18 protein-coding genes are annotated in these 16,833 nt (G+C 31.6%); 11 read left to right on the top strand and 7 right to left on the bottom strand.

Annotated features, from left to right (window positions below; genetic code table 11):
- Positions 1-12: 12 nt before the first annotated feature.
- On the bottom strand, positions 13-1,203 hold the full coding sequence (locus ABGB03_RS05120; protein WP_347925402.1) for an NAD-dependent epimerase/dehydratase family protein: 1,191 nt from the start codon (positions 1,201-1,203) through the stop codon (positions 13-15).
- Between the two features lie 9 nt (positions 1,204-1,212).
- On the bottom strand, positions 1,213-2,100 hold the full coding sequence (locus tag ABGB03_RS05115) for a dienelactone hydrolase family protein (RefSeq protein WP_347925400.1): 888 nt from the start codon (positions 2,098-2,100) through the stop codon (positions 1,213-1,215).
- Between the two features lie 86 nt (positions 2,101-2,186).
- Here ABGB03_RS05115 and ABGB03_RS05110 point away from each other — a divergent pair, with 86 nt between their 5' ends.
- The 4 genes from ABGB03_RS05110 to ABGB03_RS05095 all read left to right on the top strand — a co-directional run bounded on the left by ABGB03_RS05110 (position 2,187) and on the right by ABGB03_RS05095 (position 6,617).
- Positions 2,187-2,762 carry a non-canonical purine NTP diphosphatase gene (locus ABGB03_RS05110; protein WP_347925399.1) on the top strand — a complete coding sequence of 192 codons (576 nt, stop codon included), beginning with the start codon at positions 2,187-2,189 and terminating at the stop codon, positions 2,760-2,762.
- 148 nt (positions 2,763-2,910) lie between these two features.
- On the top strand, positions 2,911-3,450 hold the full coding sequence (locus ABGB03_RS05105; RefSeq protein WP_347925398.1) for a nuclear transport factor 2 family protein: 540 nt from the start codon (positions 2,911-2,913) through the stop codon (positions 3,448-3,450).
- Between the two features lie 310 nt (positions 3,451-3,760).
- Positions 3,761-5,668: a DEAD/DEAH box helicase gene (locus ABGB03_RS05100; RefSeq protein WP_347925396.1), complete on the top strand. Its 1,908-nt coding sequence runs from the start codon at positions 3,761-3,763 to the stop codon at positions 5,666-5,668.
- A 172-nt stretch (positions 5,669-5,840) separates the two neighbouring features.
- A complete protein-coding gene (locus ABGB03_RS05095; protein ID WP_347925394.1) occupies positions 5,841-6,617 on the top strand; it encodes a carboxypeptidase-like regulatory domain-containing protein in 777 nt (258 codons plus the stop codon).
- Here ABGB03_RS05095 and ABGB03_RS05090 read toward each other — a convergent pair.
- From ABGB03_RS05090 to ABGB03_RS05080, 3 genes are read right to left on the bottom strand one after another with little or no spacing between them, the layout of a single operon-like run.
- The gene (locus ABGB03_RS05090; RefSeq protein WP_347925393.1) at positions 6,614-6,991 is read right to left on the bottom strand and encodes a VOC family protein; all 378 of its coding nucleotides are present in this window, start codon (positions 6,989-6,991) and stop codon (positions 6,614-6,616) included. The genes ABGB03_RS05095 and ABGB03_RS05090 overlap by 4 nt on opposite strands.
- 10 nt (positions 6,992-7,001) lie before the next feature.
- Positions 7,002-7,529 carry an SRPBCC family protein gene (locus ABGB03_RS05085; protein ID WP_347925392.1) on the bottom strand — a complete coding sequence of 176 codons (528 nt, stop codon included), beginning with the start codon at positions 7,527-7,529 and terminating at the stop codon, positions 7,002-7,004.
- A gap of 43 nt (positions 7,530-7,572) precedes the next feature.
- A complete protein-coding gene (locus tag ABGB03_RS05080) occupies positions 7,573-8,229 on the bottom strand; it encodes an RNA methyltransferase (protein WP_347925391.1) in 657 nt (218 codons plus the stop codon).
- Positions 8,230-8,270: 41 nt separating this feature from the next.
- On the opposite strand from ABGB03_RS05080, the gene ABGB03_RS05075 reads away from it, so the two are divergent.
- From ABGB03_RS05075 to ABGB03_RS05060, 4 genes are all read left to right on the top strand, one after another.
- Positions 8,271-9,503 (top strand): hypothetical protein, encoded by a 1,233-nt coding sequence (locus ABGB03_RS05075; RefSeq protein WP_347925389.1) that lies wholly within the window; start codon positions 8,271-8,273, stop codon positions 9,501-9,503.
- Positions 9,488-10,177, top strand: a complete 690-nt coding sequence (locus ABGB03_RS05070) for an NAD-dependent deacylase (protein ID WP_347925388.1) — start codon at positions 9,488-9,490, stop codon at positions 10,175-10,177. The genes ABGB03_RS05075 and ABGB03_RS05070 overlap by 16 nt, the downstream gene beginning before the upstream one ends.
- A gap of 38 nt (positions 10,178-10,215) precedes the next feature.
- The gene (locus ABGB03_RS05065; protein WP_347925386.1) at positions 10,216-11,085 is read left to right on the top strand and encodes an AraC family transcriptional regulator; all 870 of its coding nucleotides are present in this window, start codon (positions 10,216-10,218) and stop codon (positions 11,083-11,085) included.
- 108 nt (positions 11,086-11,193) lie between these two features.
- A complete protein-coding gene (locus tag ABGB03_RS05060) occupies positions 11,194-11,934 on the top strand; it encodes an isoprenylcysteine carboxylmethyltransferase family protein (protein ID WP_347925384.1) in 741 nt (246 codons plus the stop codon).
- A 131-nt stretch (positions 11,935-12,065) separates the two neighbouring features.
- Here ABGB03_RS05060 and ABGB03_RS05055 read toward each other — a convergent pair whose 3' ends face one another.
- Together ABGB03_RS05055 and ABGB03_RS05050 are read right to left on the bottom strand one after the other, a co-directional pair.
- On the bottom strand, positions 12,066-12,266 hold the full coding sequence (locus ABGB03_RS05055) for a helix-turn-helix transcriptional regulator (protein ID WP_347925382.1): 201 nt from the start codon (positions 12,264-12,266) through the stop codon (positions 12,066-12,068).
- Positions 12,266-12,715: a hypothetical protein gene (locus ABGB03_RS05050; RefSeq protein ID WP_347925381.1), complete on the bottom strand. Its 450-nt coding sequence runs from the start codon at positions 12,713-12,715 to the stop codon at positions 12,266-12,268. The genes ABGB03_RS05055 and ABGB03_RS05050 overlap by 1 nt, the downstream gene beginning before the upstream one ends.
- A gap of 128 nt (positions 12,716-12,843) precedes the next feature.
- Here ABGB03_RS05050 and ABGB03_RS05045 point away from each other — a divergent pair, with 128 nt between their 5' ends.
- The 3 genes from ABGB03_RS05045 (at position 12,844) to ABGB03_RS05035 (ending at position 16,718) form a co-directional block, all read left to right on the top strand.
- Positions 12,844-13,287: an SRPBCC family protein gene (locus ABGB03_RS05045; protein ID WP_347925379.1), complete on the top strand. Its 444-nt coding sequence runs from the start codon at positions 12,844-12,846 to the stop codon at positions 13,285-13,287.
- Between the two features lie 37 nt (positions 13,288-13,324).
- The gene (locus ABGB03_RS05040) at positions 13,325-13,927 is read left to right on the top strand and encodes a peroxiredoxin-like family protein (protein WP_347925377.1); all 603 of its coding nucleotides are present in this window, start codon (positions 13,325-13,327) and stop codon (positions 13,925-13,927) included.
- A gap of 145 nt (positions 13,928-14,072) precedes the next feature.
- Positions 14,073-16,718, top strand: a complete 2,646-nt coding sequence (locus ABGB03_RS05035; RefSeq protein WP_347925376.1) for an NB-ARC domain-containing protein — start codon at positions 14,073-14,075, stop codon at positions 16,716-16,718.
- The last annotated feature ends 115 nt before the right edge of the window (positions 16,719-16,833 follow it).

The raw sequence follows: 16,833 nt of genomic DNA, 5'->3' as shown, positions 1-16,833 counted from the left end.
ATAATGAGTTAGTTAAGAACTAACTTTTTTTTTGTGCTTTTTCCAAGCTGAAATAATTTCTGTTTCTCGATTAAAAACATTTTTTTCGTTATCCTCAAACTTTTGTCGCATGTCGTCAGTAACTCCGTCTGAGTGCCACCAATTGTAAGTTTCCTTGATAGAATCTTTTAAATTTCTATAAGTCAAACCAGCTGCCAAAGCTTTATCTCCATTAGCTCTTGCTGATCCATAATTATTGCCTTCTGGCATTATCCATGGCACTAAATATGGCGCTTTATTTGCCTTTAAAAACTCATAATCATCTATTCTTACAAAGGTATGCTCTACATCAAATGCTTTACTCGCTTCTTCAACAAAATCATACATGTTTTGAGCAGTTTTTGGACCAACTGCATTAAAAGTTCCTGAGTGCTTTTCTTCAATTAATCGAATCATAAACTCAGCTACATCACGTACATCTATATATTGTACTGGATCTTCTTGCTTTCCAGGAACAAAAACTTCTCCACCTTTTGATAATCTTAAAGGCCAATGTATAAACCTATTCGTTTTATCAGCTGGTCCAAACATATATGTTGGTCTAACCACTATAGTTCTATCGTCACCATAGATTTTTCTAGCTGCCAACTCAGAGTTAGATTTCATAACACCATACCAATATTCAAGACGCATTTCCTCATCTTCAAGTGTTTCTGGTTCTTCCAAAAGTACTTTTGTATCCTCCTTAATATTATCTGCTAAATAAGGATAATATACTCCTGTAGATGATGTATATAAATACAAGTCTGTTCTGTCTTTTAATAATTCTGCAGAATTTTTAGTCCACTCAACATCCCTCCCAGAGTTATCAATTACCACATCCCAAATACCAGTTTCTAAAGCGGATAAATCATTGTTTCTATCTCCAACTAAAGAGGTGACATTTTTAAATAACTCTTGATGAACTGTTGGTACCGTTTTTCCTCTTGTAAAAGTAGTCACAGAATGTCCGCGTCCTAAAGCATAAGCAATTTGATGTGGTCCTAAAAAACTAGTACCTCCTAATATTAATATGTTTAATTTTTTTGAAGAAATATCAATTTCTTTCTTTTTTTCTTCATTAAAATTACATGCTAATAAACTTGAACCTACTAATGGTAATGCTATTCCAAATTTTACACCTTTTTCAATGAATTGTCTTCTAGTGGCTAATTTTTTCGTCATTTTATTAGGCTATTTCAGTTTTTCTTTAAAAAAATCAATTGTTCTAGTCCAAGCTAAAGTTGCAGCAGCTTCATCATATCTTGGGGTTGTGTTGTTATGGAATCCATGATTTACATCTGGATAAAAATGAGCAGTGTACTCAATATTATTGGCTTTTAATACTTTCTCATAATCTTCCCATCCTTCATTTACACGCTTATCTAATCCTGCATATTGCAACATGAGTGGTGCTTTAATTTTTGCAGCATCTTCATCAGAAGGCTGCCCTCCATAAAATGGCACAGCTCCTTTTAAATTAGGTAAACGAACAGCCATCATATTGGATATCCAACCTCCAAAACAAAAACCTACAACGCCTATATTGCCATCACAATCCTTGTGTGTTTTTAAATACTCAAAAGCTGCAATAAAATCTTCTAGCATTTCATTTCTATCACGCTTACGCTGCATTGTTCTTCCTTCGTCATCATTTCCAGGATAACCACCTAGAGGTGTTAAAGCATCTGGAGCTATAGAGATAAAACCTTCTAAAGCCGCTCTTCTACCAGTATCTTCAATATAAGGGTTTAATCCCCTATTTTCATGAACAACGACAATTCCTGGCAACTTTTTTTTAGTATTAGATGGTTTACATAACAATCCTTTAATAGAACCTCCGCCTTTTGGAGAGTCATAATTCACATATTTAGATTCTAACCTAGGATCATCTTGCTTCACTGTAATAGTGTCTACATAATTAGGAGACACAAAACTTAGTAGGGATGATACTGTTAACCCTCCAATAGCATATAAGGAGAGTTTTTCTGCAAATTGACGTCTATCAATTTTGTTGTGGGTATAGTCATCATAAAGATCAAACACTTCTTGTTTGATATCTTCTTTTTTTATAGAACTCATAAAGGAGAAATTTTGTTTGTATCAAGATACTAAAATTTTAGTTTCATAGAAATATTAAATTATTTTTGTGCTTAAACCTATAATATATGCAGCTCGTTTTTGCTACTAACAATTCCAATAAACTTAAAGAAGTACAAGCGTTACTTCCAAAAAGCATCACATTGTTAAGCCTACAAGACATTGGTTGTTTAGAAGACATTCCAGAAACCCAAACAACTATTGAAGGTAATGCTATACAAAAAGCAGCATATATTAAAGATAATTATGGTTATGATTGCTTTGCCGATGATACAGGATTAGAAGTTAATTCTTTACATGGTGCTCCTGGGGTTAACTCAGCAAGATATGCTGGAGAACAGCGAGATTCTAATGACAATATGGCTAAACTTTTAACCAAACTGCAACTAAAAGATGATAGAAGTGCACAGTTTAAAACGGTTATAGCTTTACATCTTAATGACGAATTAAAAATATTTACAGGTATTTGCGAAGGACGCATCACCATTGAAAAAAGTGGCGAACATGGTTTTGGCTACGACCCTATTTTCCAACCTAATGGCTATATACAAACGTTTGCCGAGATGGATTTGAAACTCAAGAATCAAATTGGACATCGAGGGAAAGCTATAAAACAGTTAAATAAATTTTTAAACGACCTTTAAGTTGTTAATAAATTTGTTACTTATTAATTCTTAGTATATTGACTTACTAAATTTTAAAAACTACTTTCGCTTATCGACTTATATAAGTCATTAAAAACGACTTCATATCATTAAAAAAGTTAGCTTCAATTAAACCAATCCTACAATAATGAGAACAACTCTAATACTCTTACTAATACTTTTGACTTCTTGTCAACAAGAATCATCTGATGAAAAAATAAGAAAATCAAACCTTGAATTAACTTCTCGTTATTTCAATGAAGTATACAATCATAATAATATTGATTTAATTGATGAGTTGTTTGTTGAAAATTATGAGCATACATCAACGGAAGGAAGAAAATTTAATAGTCGGGATGAATTAAAATCTGCCGTTAAAAGAATTGAATCTCTTTTACCAAATTTAAAACTTGAAATTGTAGAGGCAGTAGCTGATAAAGAAAAAGTTGTTTTCTTGATTAGAATGGAATCTGATTTACCAAAAATTGCTAGTTCAACAACCAAGGCTAGTAAAACTGATTTTAACGAAACGTTTATCTTTTGGGTTAAGGATAATAAAATATATAAAGGCAGGTCAATTGGGGCACATTTACCTTTTATAAAACAAGTTTCTGGATTTGAAGGAGGGTTAATGGCATTGATTAAAGAGCTATCGGAAAAACAAGATTCATTGGCAACGGAAAAATAAACAGCTGCTAACACCGTATAAAATCAATTGCTAGTGCAAGCCTACTTACGAAAATCCTTTCGGATTTTCTATTCGGTTTGTATTTGTTAAATTAGGTGCTTAAACACGCAATTAATCTTATACATAACCGATAAGCGAACTCCTAAAACGTAATCCAAAAAATAACACTATATTTGCACGCTGAAACTCAGAAGACTGAGTTCAATTAAATTCCTCAGGGTGAGGATGTGTTACTAGAAGTTTAGGTTTAGTATGTCGATTCGCTTCTTTATGTAACACCACATAACATAATCGAATACTTATTACTCGAATGAACACATTCCAAGATTTAGGTCTTAATGAAGACCTTTTGCAAGCTATTACTGATATGGGGTTTACAAAACCCAGCGAAGTACAAGACAAAGCAATTCCAATTTTATTAGAAAAAGAATGCGATTTAGTGGCATTAGCGCAAACAGGAACAGGTAAAACTGCTGCCTTTGGTTTTCCTATGTTACAAAAAATTGATATTAATAGTCGTACAACACAAGGTCTAATTCTGTCTCCAACACGTGAGCTTTGTTTACAAATTACTAACGAATTAAAACTTTACGGTAAACATTGTAAAGGTCTAAATGTTACAGCAATTTATGGAGGTGCAAGCATCACAGATCAAGCTAGAGAAGTAAAACGTGGCGCTCAAATAATTGTAGCGACTCCTGGTCGTATGAAAGATATGATTAGTAGACGTTTAGTTGATATTTCTAAAATTGAATACGCCGTTTTAGATGAAGCCGATGAAATGCTAAATATGGGATTCTATGAAGATATTACCGATATCTTATCACATACACCTGAAGAAAAAAGTACTTGGTTATTTTCTGCAACAATGCCTAAAGAGGTGTCGACTATTGCAAAAAAATTCATGAATAGCCCTATTGAAATAACAGTAGGAAATAAAAATGAAAGTACAAGTCAAGTATCTCACGAATATTACCTAGTAAACACTAGAGATCGTTACCAAGCATTAAAGCGTTTATCTGATGCCAATCCAGATATTTTTTCTGTGATTTTCTGTCGTACAAAACGTGATACTCAAAAAGTAGCCGAAAACTTAATTGAAGATGGTTATAGCGCTGGTGCATTACATGGTGATTTAAGCCAGAACCAACGAGATTTGGTAATGAAATCGTTTAGAAACAAGCAAATACAAATGCTAGTAGCTACAGATGTTGCTGCTCGTGGTATTGATGTAGACGATATTACTCACGTTATTAATTACCAACTTCCTGATGAACCTGAAATTTATACGCACAGATCTGGTAGAACGGGACGTGCAGGAAAAACAGGTATTTCTATGGTTATTGTCTCTAAAAGTGAAGTACGTAAAATAAAAAGTATTGAGCGCATCATAAAGAAGCAATTTGAGAAAAAAGAAATTCCTGATGGTATGGAGATTTGCGAAGTGCAATTAATGTCGCTTGCAAATAAAATTCATAATACGGAAGTGAATCATGAAATTGACAAATATCTATCTAGTATTAATGAGTTATTTGAAGATACTTCGAAAGATGAGTTAATTAAAAAATTCTTCTCAGTCGAATTTACACGCTTCTATAATTATTACCAAAAAACAAAAAACCTAAACGTTACCGACTCTCGCGGTGATGATCGCGATAGTGATGGTGGACGCGATTACAATAAGGACTCTAATGATTCTCGTTACTTTATAAATGTTGGTCGTAAAGACGGTTACGATTGGATGTCTTTAAAAGATTTCTTAAAAGACACTTTAGAATTAGGAAAAGATGATGTCTTTAAAGTGGACGTTAAAGAAAGTTTTTCATTCTTTAATACCGAAAAAACACTACAAGAAAAAGTGTTAGCCTTTTTTACCGATTTTAAGCACAATGGTCGTTTTGTTAATGTTGAAGTTAGCGAAAATCGTGGCGGCGGCGGAAGAAACAGAAACCGTGGTGGTGGTCGTAGTGATAGACGTAGTGGCGGAAGACGTGATGGAGGCAAACGTAGCGAAAGACGCTCTGAACCAAGAAACAACAGTGGGAATCGTAGTGACAGAAGGAGTTCCGATGAAAATTCAAGCTCAAGACGTTCAGACAATAGTTCAAGTTCAAGACCTAGACGCTCTGATAACAGTTCTAGATCTAAACGTTCTGATTCAAATAACAAGTCTGGAGATTTTGCATCATCAAGACCAAGACGTAGTCGAAGAAAGTAAACTTTCATGTTAATTTTAAGTCAAAAACACAAGCAATTCTAATTATATACGTTTTGTTTAGTACTTTTATACTCTAAAGTGATTGTATAAAATAAGCTTAACAATTCTAATATGAACAGAATTGTCTAATAGCAAATTATATTCAATCTCTTAAAGAATTAGATTTAAACAGATGAAAAACCTATACCTACTTTGTACTATTTTATTTATTTCAGCATTAGGTTATGCTCAAGAAACATCTGTTAATGGTAAAGTAATACGTGCCGAAAATGGCTCTCCACTTGAAAGTGTCAATATTGTAAATCTTACTCAGGTAATTGGTACAACTACAGATGTAAATGGAGAATTTGAAATAAGCGCTAATGTAAATGACACGCTTCATTTATCTTATTTAGGATATAAATCTATTAAAGTTAGAGTAACTAACGACTGGATTGTGTTTGGTGCGGCGACATCCATAGAAATGACTGAACTTGCTTTAGCTTTAGAAAAAGTGGTAGTAAACCAATTACGATTAACTGGCTATTTAGAAATTGATATACAACAAGTACCTCTACGTCGAGATACTAGATACAGCATTTCTGGGCTACCTACTAGAGGTTACGAAGGACAAACCAACTCACCAAGTATGGTAAGTAAGGTTTTAGGAGCTATATTTAATCCTGCAGACTTTTTACATAAAATGTTTGGGAAAAAACCTAGAGAAATGCGGAAATTGAGACAAATGAAAGCCGATGATGAAATACGAAATCTTTTAGCCTCTCGTTTTGATCGTGAAATGCTTACCGCTCTTTTACAGGTTGATAAAGTAGATCTTGACTTGTTAATTAGCGAATGTAACTATTCCAAAGATTTTATAAGAACCGCTAATGACCTTCAAATTTTAGATGCAATTAGTGAGTGTTATGAAGAATACAAAGTACTTAGTAAAAGTCGTTCACGACTTTAACTTTGTGAGTGCAACGCTACCCTATTCCCTTCAGTATCAATAAAAACACCCATATAACCGTGTTCTTCTGAAATTTGAGTTTTAGATTGATATATTTTACCTCCTGCAGCTTCAATTCTATCTAATTCATTTTGTACATCATCACTCATAAAATAAACCGTTGTACCTTCTTGACTTGGAATGTATGTCTCTTGTTTAATAAGCGATCCTGAAGCTCCATAAGCTTCCATATCACCTGGTGGGAACCAACCCATTAAGGTACCTCCAAAATCAACTATATTAATTTCAATGCTGAATACTGCTTCATAAAATGCCTTTGCACGATCCATATTTGATACTGGTATTTCAAACCAAGCAACCATATTTCTACTCATAATTCTAGTATTATTTATCTAATATTTTTTTTAGACTTTGAAGACCGTCTTCAAAATCTTTACCTACAGCTTTTTCGAAATTAACAAATAAAATAAAAATGTTGAATGGAAATGGATTTCTACCCGAAAATCCCCATGTAACCATAGTTTGGTTATCATCTACTTTATCAACTAATAAATGTCCAATAGATTGAGATTTCCAAGGTTTAAAAAAGCGTAACTCCGTATCTATAGATTCATCCTCTATTATAGATACTATTTCTTGTTCTCCCTCTCCTACTCCCTTATTTCCTTTCCATCTAGAAATAAAACCTACCTCTCCATCTGTGCCTTCAAAAGTTTGCTCCATACAAGGGTCCTTCTTCTTCCAAGGAGACCAGTTATTTTGGTTTTTAATCAATTTTAAATAGTCAAATGTTTCTGATAGTGGGCAATTAATAATAATGCTTCTTCTTACTTGGTAAGTTTTAGGTGCAATTAACCCTAATACTACAATTAGTAACACTATTGCAGCAAGTACATATAAAAAAATTTCCATGGCTAGTTGTATTAATCAAATTGACTGATTTAAAATTACAAAATTAAGTTTGATTCTTATAGTGCTCTAAGATTTTATCGACACTTTTAATTGTTTTTCTGCACCAATCGTAACGTTTTTCAAGCATTTCATCTTCAGAAAGTTGCCAAGAAATATCACTTTGTTTTAACTTAGTAGTTACATGTTGCAAAATAATTGCAGCAGATACCGAGATGTTTAAACTTTCGGTAAAACCAACCATTGGTATTTTTAAAAAAGCATCTGCTTGCTGCATGACTTCGTCCGATAAGCCTTTGGTTTCTTTACCAAAAAAGAAACATGACTTTTTAGTGATATCAAAATCCTGTAATAAACAATCATTTGTATGTGGTGTAGTCGCCACTATTTGATAACCTTGTTTTCTCAACGAATTTATACAATCTTTAGAGGAATGATGTCTATACAAATCCACCCACTTTTGCGCTCCCATTGCTATTTCTCTATCGATTCGCTTTACATTTACTTCTTCAATAACATGCAACTCTTGAACACCAAAAACGTCACAACTACGCATCACTGCACTTGTGTTATGTAATTGATACACGTCTTCCGTGGCAACTGTAAAGTGTTTAGTGCGCTTTGGTAGCACTTGCTTAAAACGTGCTTTTCGTTTTTCGGTTAAATAGGTTTCTAAATATTCAACTAAACTTATGTCAATCATTCAAATACATTTATATTTATACTACATAAAGATACTAATCCATGAATTTATTTAAATTTTCCAAATCGCTAACTGTAATACTATTTATTTTCTGTATTACAGTTTCTTTTTCTCAAAATAAGTACAACACCAAATCTACTAACAAAGCTAATAATAGTAAAAGTTACTTGGTTGAAAATGAAGAAAATGATGATAATGTTGTCGAATTAGGATACAATATACAAAGCGCTATTTTTGATAGTGATATTGATACATATTTATCTTATTACGATTTAGATGCTTTTGGAAAACTAATTATTAAAGACGTAAAAGATGATAAACAATCTAAGAATTATACGCTAGGCTTTCTAAAAGGCTTAAAAGATGGTATTTCGTCTATTCCAAAAAAGATTATTAGCGAAGTTGAAGCTGGTAGTTATTATGACTTTGTAAATTATAGATACGATGATGACACTAAAAACTACTATCTGCTTTTTAGAATTTATTCTCCCGATACTGGTATAAATTATCACGATTATACAGTGTCTAAATTAAACGGTAAGTTTGTTTTTAAGGATATCTATATTTATTTATCAGGAGAAACCCTTAGTAAAACTTTCCAAAGGTTTTATTTGTATAATCTTCCTAAAAAAAGCTTACTTGATTTTTTTGGAAAAAACAATTCTGATGAGTTTTTACAGCTGCATGATGCCGTAAATTTATACAATCAAGGTGAGTTTAATAAAGCATATGATAAGATAAGTGAAATTGAAGGCGATTTAAAAAAGGATAGATATGTTTTGTTAATAAAAGCTTTTTGTGCATCTGGTATTAATGATAATGAATATAAAAAATCCTTAAAAGCCATTTCTGATGCTTATCCAGATGATCCTTCTCTTTCACTAAGTCAAATAGATTATCATATTATGACTAAAAATTACGATACTGCTATCAGTTTGTTAAACTCACTAGAAGAAAAAACCGAAGATGAATTTCTAAATCTTTTAAAAGGAAATATTGAATATGAAAGAGAAGCATATGACAAGGCTACAGCTTATTTTAAAATAGTTTCTGATAATTATCCAGACTTTTGGGAAGGGCATTTTTCTTATTTGTCGTGTCTCGCAATTACAAATAAGTTTGACGAGTGTGTTAAATTGTTATCTTTTATGGTAACTGAAGGTTATGAAAAAACCGATTTAATTGAATTTGTTGAAGAATTAGATGAAAATGGAGAAAACGTATTCGAATTTTTAGTAGCGTCCAATTTATACAAAAAATGGAAACAAGAGTAAAACATCTAGTCGTACTAACAGGAGCAGGAATGAGTGCCGAAAGTGGCATTAAAACCTTTAGAGATACCGATGGTTTATGGGAAGGACACGACGTTATGGAAGTAGCCTCACCACAAGGTTTTGCTGCTAATCCAGAATTAGTTCTAGATTTTTATAACCAACGTCGCAGACAATTATTTAAAGTGCAACCAAATCATGCGCATAAAGTTTTAGCCAATTTAGAAAAAGATTACAATGTAACCATCGTCACACAAAATGTAGACGATTTACACGAGCGAGCTGGAAGTAGTAATGTATTGCATTTGCATGGTGAATTATTAAAAGTACGTAGTACTTATGATGAATTTGATATTCGAGTATGGAAACATGATTTAGTACTAGGAGATGTATGCAGTAAAGGTCATCAATTACGTCCACATATTGTGTGGTTTGGTGAAGCAGTACCAATGATAGAAAAAGCTGTGGATATTTGCCAAACAGCTGATGTTTTAATAATTATTGGCACTTCAATGCAAGTGTATCCTGCAGCTAGTTTAATGCATTATGTAAATCCAGAAACCAACATTTTTTACATAGATCCAAAACCAGCAATAGATAGTAATACACAAGTAACTGTTTTTGCTGAAAAAGCTACTATTGGTGTAGAGAAAGTGATTAGTCTATTATCAAACTAACCTTGACTTTCTCATAAAAAAAACTGAACTTCGAGTACATGACTGTAGACGTATATGATTTTTTTAAAAAACATCCCAAATTCAATAAACATATTGGAAATGACTTTCTTTTGGTAGAATATAAATGCCCACTCAATGTTGAAGAGTTTCAACTGTGGACAAAATCTCACTTGATCACTTACGTTATTAGCGGACGTAAAGATTGGATAACCCCTAAACAAACCTATTGTCTTACTGCTGGTGATACACTATTTGTTAAAAAAGGCGTGTATGCAACAAAGCAATATCTTGAAGAAGACTATTGCGTTATGCTCTTTTTTATGAATGATGAGTTCATCAGAAAATTCACTTTGCAAAATCATATAACATCTAGGACTTCCGAAGACAAAGCTATAAAAGATGGCGTACTAAAAATTAAGACCAACAATTCGTTCCAGATTTTAATACAAAGTATTTTACAATATCTGACAATGAATGAATCTATTCCACCTGAACTTGTGGAGCTAAAATTCAAAGAATTGATTTACAATATCACCCTAAACAAAAACAATAGCGCATTTAAAAATCTATTACTTGAGATCTCAAATCAAAGGAAAGCTAACATTGAGCAAGTTATGAATAATAACTTTCAATATGCGCTTCCAATCAACGCTTTTGCCAAACTATCGGGACGGAGTCTTTCAAGTTTTAAGAGAGATTTCAAAAAGTGTTTTGAAACCTCACCATCAAAGTGGCTTATTAATAGAAGACTCACTTACAGTAAGATGCTACTAATTAGCACCCAGTTGAATATCAATGAAATTTGTCATGATAGCGGATTTAAGAATACATCCCATTTTATTCGAGCCTTTAAAGAAAAATACAAAATGCCTCCAAATCGGTTTAGGAAACTAAATACTAGTTCATAATAACTCATATTTTACTTGAGCCTTAGAGAATATTTTTAGGACATCTCAGCAAATTGTTTGTCACTTATTTAATTGAATTTTGTGTCATTATTAATTCAACTAAATATTATGAAAACGGTATTCATGTTCATCTACTCTATTATCTGTTATTGCATTGGTTTTGCTTCTTTATTATTTTGGATTTTATCGATAAGTCATCTAATTCCAGAAATATCAATCGATAGAAACCCTGAAGTACCATTTTATTATGCTCTTTTAAAAAATATTTCACTTGTTTTACTCTTTGCTGTACCTCACAGTGTAATGGCTAGAAAATCATTTAAAAATTGGATTACTAAAGTTCTGCCAAAACCCATAGAAAGAAGTACCTACGTGCTGCAAGCTGGTATTTTACTCTTTGTTCTTATATGGAATTGGGAACCAATTGGTGGTAACATATGGACTATTGAAGAAGAAAGTATTCTATTTTATACTATGTACGCTTTATTTTTTTTAGGTTGGGTAATTTTATTTGTAAGTACTTTTCTAATCAATCATTTTGATTTATTTGGTCTGCGACAAACCTATTTAGAACTATTAAATAAACCATACACTGAATTGGAATTTAGAGTGGTTTCATTTTATAAATATACAAGGCATCCATTATACTTGGGTGGAATTATGGGACTATGGTTTACACCAATGATGTCTGCAACACATTTAGTGTTTGCTATTCTTTTAACTTTGTATTTCTTCATTGGAGCTCTGTATGAAGAAAAAGATTTAAAGGAAAATTTTAGATCTAAATATTTAGCATATATAAAGAAAACACCAATGATGATACCTTTTACAAAAAGAAAAATAAATTAATAAAAAAATTGTTACCAACAACGTGCATAAAACATAGCTAATATAGGTTTTAACAATGGTTTTTGTTCATTTATTAAGAACACCATTTAAGCAATAGATTAACCAAGTAAACAATTAAAAACACACAAACCTTAATCATCATCACTCAGTTTAAAAAAATCGTTAACTGGTTTATTAAACAACTGCGAAAGCTTAAGAGCTAATACCGTTGAAGGCACATATCTATTAGCTTCTATCGAATTAATAGTTTGTCTAGACACACCAATACGTTTAGCTAAATCGTCTTGTGTCAAGTTTAAAATAGCACGTTCTACCTTTATTGTGTTTTGCATTATCTATAACGTTTTAAAATGTGGTAGGACATTAATTGAATCATGAGCATAAACATTAAAATCTGAAAATCACCTAAATCTTTATAAACCTCTCCTCCATTATTTACAACATTAGACACTCCAAATTCTACATAAGGCATAACTAACGCATACACAACGCCTGTAATAAACGCCCAAGCGTAGGATTGCATTCTGAGTTTTACAGTAAGCTCATCTTCTTCTTTATCTCTAGCTATAGACATCAATAACAATGCAACTAAAAGTGTTTTTTGCAATAGGTGCTTTAACCACTCTGTATTACCATCCATAGTAAAAGCTCTAACAAACATCATTATAAGTGTTATTGCTCCTAATACGATTCCAACTTTGTAAAAATATTGTGGCAATCTAAAATTTGTTATTTTTTCTAAACGATTACGTTCGCAATTAATAATCTTTTCTGTATTCATAATTGACAAATATATTTTATAATATGTAAAATTTACTTTTCTATATGACAAATATACTTTACATTTTATAAATTCACAATTATTATTTCAAAAAAGTTTATCTTGTAAAGAATTCAAAAGATAAAACAATGAAGTTTACATGTTCTATAGCAGTAAATAAACCAAGAGATTTGGTTGTTGAGTACTTTTCTAATCCAAAATACTTAAAAGAATATCAAGAAGGTTTTATTAGAAAAGAATTTGTTTCTGGTAACGAAGGGCAAAATGGGGCTATCTCAAAAATGTATTATAAAATGGGAAAAGGTCAAATGGAGCTTACCGAAACTATTACTAATAATAACCTACCAGACTCTTTTGCTGCTCAATATCATCATAAGCATACAGATAATACGATGCTATGTACATTTACCATGATTGATGCAAATACCACACAATGTGATTGGGAGATTGAATATACTGCCTTTAGAGGTTTTGTTATCACAATTCTAAAAACACTTTTTCCAGGTATGTTTAAAAAACAAGTGCAAAAATGGTTACAGAATTTTAAAGATTTTGTAGAGAAACAAAATTAATGACGTCTAAACAATACATTAATCATTAAAATATATCATGAAAACTAAAACTATTAAACTACTAGCATTCTTCTTTTTAACTAGCATCTTAACAATTGATGCTCAAACACCTCAAAATCCTGAAGATATTTCGCCACTACTTATTGGAGAAAAGCTGCCAGAAGCCATACTACTTGACGAAAATGGAGAATCTGTAAATTTAAATGAAGAAATTGCTAAAAAGAATACGGTTTTAGTGTTTTATCGTGGTGGTTGGTGTCCTTACTGTAATATGCAATTAGCTGGTTTGGCAGAAAGTGAAGCGGCTATTTTAGAGCTAGGATACCAAATTATAGCTGTAAGTCCAGATGACTATAGAAACCTTAAACCATCGGTTGAAAAAAATAAAACGAGCTATAAATTGTATTCGGATGCCGACGGTAGTTTTATTAAAAATTTAGGTATTGGGTTTACACCTTCTGAGGGTACAACCAATTATATTGCTAAAAAAACCACTGGAAAAACTACTGATGTGTTACCTGTACCAACTGTTTTAGTTTTAAACAAGAGCGGTGAAATTTTATTTGAATATATCTCGCCTAACTATAAACAGCGAATCTCCCATGAACTATTATTAGCTGTTCTTAAAAATGTACAGTAACTAAAAACTTCACTTTCATATACATACGTATAAATACGTATTGATTTTGTAAGAAAAAACACCTAGATTTGTTTAACGACTAATATAAGTCATTAAAACGACGTCATATCACTAAAGTTGGGCACAATATCGAAAAACATAAAGAATGTCTAAAATTACAGAAACAAGATTAACATTAGCCGCATTAATCTACGGTATAGAAATAGATTTAAAGAATACTATTAAAAAAAGTATTACACCATATTTTGAAAATTTAGCATTTTTTAAAAACCCTGAACTGGAAAGAAAAATTATCGAAAGATTTGAGATAGATAATCCAGGAGCGAATTACCTCGAAAATATTGACGAAGTTGTTGAGTTTCTTGATTTTCACGACTCTTTCACGATTTTAAATCAGAATAAAGAATTTCTTAAAAAAGAAAGTGCAGTTTATTTAAAAAGCATCTTTAAAACTTTAAGTGACCTTACACCCATAAGGAATAGAGTTATGCATACTCGCCCTTTACTTGGAGGTGATTTTTCATTCACTTATGACTTTATATCAACATTAAAATCTTCTGACCCAATTGAATGGACAATAACAATAGACACAAGGCATAAAATAGACAAAGACCCTTCGTATGTTCTTACTTTAAAATTTCCAGCCTATCATCAGAAAGAAGAAATATCAAAAGTTAGCCATAACTTACCTGTTCCAGACTTTGACGAAACTGGTTTTATTGGTCGAGCCCAAGATATTGATGCTTTAACAAAATTAGTACTATCTAATAAAGTTGTTTCAGTTTTAGGTGATGGAGGAATAGGGAAAACTGCGTTAGCCTTAAAAGTTGCATATGACATTGTAGATATGAATGAAAAATGTCCTTTTGAATTAATAATTTGGACATCAGCTAAAACAACAATGCTAACATCAAAGGGAATACAAGACATATTCTCTGCAATTACAGACTATTCTGGGCTGATAGCTGAAATCAGCGATTCAATTGGAACAGATAACAAACTTACAGAAGTTCTTGAGTATCTCGATTTCTTTAAAACATTGCTTATTATAGATAATTTAGAGACAATTCAAAGTGATGAAGTCCGAAACTTCATAAGAGAAGCACAAACAAAGTGCAATATTTTAATCACTTCTAGAATTGGATTGGGCGAATTAGAATATCCGAGAAAGCTAAAAGGATTATCAGAAACAGAATCGGCAAAATTAATTAGAGAAATTGCAAGAATTAGAAATAGTGAAACTTTATTAAAGCTACCTCAAAAGACTTTAGTTGATATTTCAGAAAAACTCTATTTCAATCCTTTAGCCATTAAATGGTTTGTGAGTACTGTAGAAACTGGAATCGCACCACACGAAGTAATAAACAATAAAGAAGACTTGCTAGATTTTTGTCTTACTAACGTTTACGAAAAATTATCTGAAGGAGCAATCTCTATTCTAAAAACTATCAGAGCATCAAGAAAAAAGGTAACCATTGCGGAAATCATATATTTATCTGATTATAAGCCATTAGAGGTTAGAAAATACTTAATTGAACTGTTTAAAACCACATTGATTTCTAGACAAATTGAGGATGGGAATAACTACGAAGAAGTTATTTATTATATCTCTGATTTTGCCAAAGACTTTCTTTCAAAGAAATATCCAATTGAAGAATCTTATATTAAAGCAAATATCAAAAAATCAAAAGAATTAAATGTTGGAATAAGACAAATTAATAAAGTTCAAAAATATAATGAATTCGCTCTTAACGCATTAGTATATGATAATCAAAACCAAATGGTTAGTGCTAAATTCTTGCAAGAAGCGTTATTTTATTCCAAAAATGGTGACTACGAAAATGCACTTTTAAAAGTAAAAGAAGCAAAAAATATCGACCCAAATTTCTTTGAAGTCTATAGAGTTGGGGCATTCATTAAAGCTACTCAAGGTGATTTGTTAAGTGCAGATGAAGATTACCAATTAGGTCTTGAAATTGCACCAGAAAATATACGTCTTTTATATTATTATGCGCAATTTTTAATGTTTAAGCTTGAAGATACAGATGGAGCTTTAAAATATGCAAGAAAAGTATATGACCAAAAACCAAATCATCCATTTACTGCTTTTTTAATTGCACGCTGTTTAAATACGGCTCAAGATTTTAGTAATGCCATTAAGGTTATAGTTAACTTAAAAACTAATGTGGAATTAGATTCCAAAAATTTAAGAATTGCAAATACCGAACTTATATCTTACTACATTGAAAGGGGAAAGAGTGAATTATTAATTCAAACGGATATTATAGTTGGAGTTAGTCATTTTAAGAAAGGCTTTGAACTATTTTTAGAATGTATTGATGATTCAATTGTAGACTACAAGATGACGAAAAATTTCAGTATTGGATTACTTCATTTTGTGAGAATGATTCCTGTTGTTTCAATTGATGAAAACAGAGAATATATAAAGGATTTAGTAAAAAAAACCAACTCATATATTGACCTTACCGTAGATTTGAAGAAAAAAATCATTTTAAAATTTGAGGAAAAGTTTAAAGATGATTCTTTGAATACACTCATTGACTATGAGGCAAATCAGCAGAAAAAACTAGGAAACGTAATAAAAACCAAAGAGCAAAATAACTTTGTTTTTATAGAATCGGGAAATGACAGAATCTTTGCTTATCGCTATGATTTTATTGACATAGCTGATTGGAAAGAATGGAAAGACTTAAAAAACGGACAATTAGTCTCATTTGAAATGGGAGAAAATAAAACAGGATCTTGTGCTATAAACATAAAAAAAGCATAAATACTGTGCCCAACACCGTGTAAAAATAGTTGCTTAGTTCTAGCCTACTCGGAAAATCCTACGGATTTTCCTCTGGTTCGTTTCTTTTTACTAAATTAGGTCTTTAACACCGTAA

Source organism: Pontimicrobium sp. SW4 (assembly GCF_039954625.1).
In the GTDB taxonomy this organism is placed as follows: domain Bacteria; phylum Bacteroidota; class Bacteroidia; order Flavobacteriales; family Flavobacteriaceae; genus Pontimicrobium.
The sequence above is the reverse complement of the archived record's forward strand: the minus strand, read 5'-3'. Positions and strand labels throughout refer to the sequence as shown.

Excerpts from the sequence above, each read along its gene's own strand:
- ABGB03_RS05080 (WP_347925391.1), bottom strand. The coding sequence starts at position 8,229 with ATGATTGACATAAGTTTAGTTGAATATTTAGAAACCTATTTAACCGAA.
- ABGB03_RS05065 (WP_347925386.1), top strand. The coding sequence starts at position 10,216 with ATGACTGTAGACGTATATGATTTTTTTAAAAAACATCCCAAATTCAAT.
- ABGB03_RS05070 (WP_347925388.1), top strand. The coding sequence starts at position 9,488 with ATGGAAACAAGAGTAAAACATCTAGTCGTACTAACAGGAGCAGGAATG.
- ABGB03_RS05040 (WP_347925377.1), top strand. The coding sequence starts at position 13,325 with ATGAAAACTAAAACTATTAAACTACTAGCATTCTTCTTTTTAACTAGC.
- ABGB03_RS05110 (WP_347925399.1), top strand. The coding sequence starts at position 2,187 with ATGCAGCTCGTTTTTGCTACTAACAATTCCAATAAACTTAAAGAAGTA.
- ABGB03_RS05075 (WP_347925389.1), top strand. The coding sequence starts at position 8,271 with ATGAATTTATTTAAATTTTCCAAATCGCTAACTGTAATACTATTTATT.
- ABGB03_RS05120 (WP_347925402.1), bottom strand. The coding sequence starts at position 1,203 with ATGACGAAAAAATTAGCCACTAGAAGACAATTCATTGAAAAAGGTGTA.
- ABGB03_RS05045 (WP_347925379.1), top strand. The coding sequence starts at position 12,844 with ATGAAGTTTACATGTTCTATAGCAGTAAATAAACCAAGAGATTTGGTT.
- ABGB03_RS05035 (WP_347925376.1), top strand. The coding sequence starts at position 14,073 with ATGTCTAAAATTACAGAAACAAGATTAACATTAGCCGCATTAATCTAC.
- ABGB03_RS05105 (WP_347925398.1), top strand. The coding sequence starts at position 2,911 with ATGAGAACAACTCTAATACTCTTACTAATACTTTTGACTTCTTGTCAA.
- ABGB03_RS05050 (WP_347925381.1), bottom strand. The coding sequence starts at position 12,715 with ATGAATACAGAAAAGATTATTAATTGCGAACGTAATCGTTTAGAAAAA.
- ABGB03_RS05085 (WP_347925392.1), bottom strand. The coding sequence starts at position 7,529 with ATGGAAATTTTTTTATATGTACTTGCTGCAATAGTGTTACTAATTGTA.
- ABGB03_RS05090 (WP_347925393.1), bottom strand. The coding sequence starts at position 6,991 with ATGAGTAGAAATATGGTTGCTTGGTTTGAAATACCAGTATCAAATATG.
- ABGB03_RS05060 (WP_347925384.1), top strand. The coding sequence starts at position 11,194 with ATGAAAACGGTATTCATGTTCATCTACTCTATTATCTGTTATTGCATT.
- ABGB03_RS05095 (WP_347925394.1), top strand. The coding sequence starts at position 5,841 with ATGAAAAACCTATACCTACTTTGTACTATTTTATTTATTTCAGCATTA.
- ABGB03_RS05055 (WP_347925382.1), bottom strand. The coding sequence starts at position 12,266 with ATGCAAAACACAATAAAGGTAGAACGTGCTATTTTAAACTTGACACAA.
- ABGB03_RS05115 (WP_347925400.1), bottom strand. The coding sequence starts at position 2,100 with ATGAGTTCTATAAAAAAAGAAGATATCAAACAAGAAGTGTTTGATCTT.
- ABGB03_RS05100 (WP_347925396.1), top strand. The coding sequence starts at position 3,761 with ATGAACACATTCCAAGATTTAGGTCTTAATGAAGACCTTTTGCAAGCT.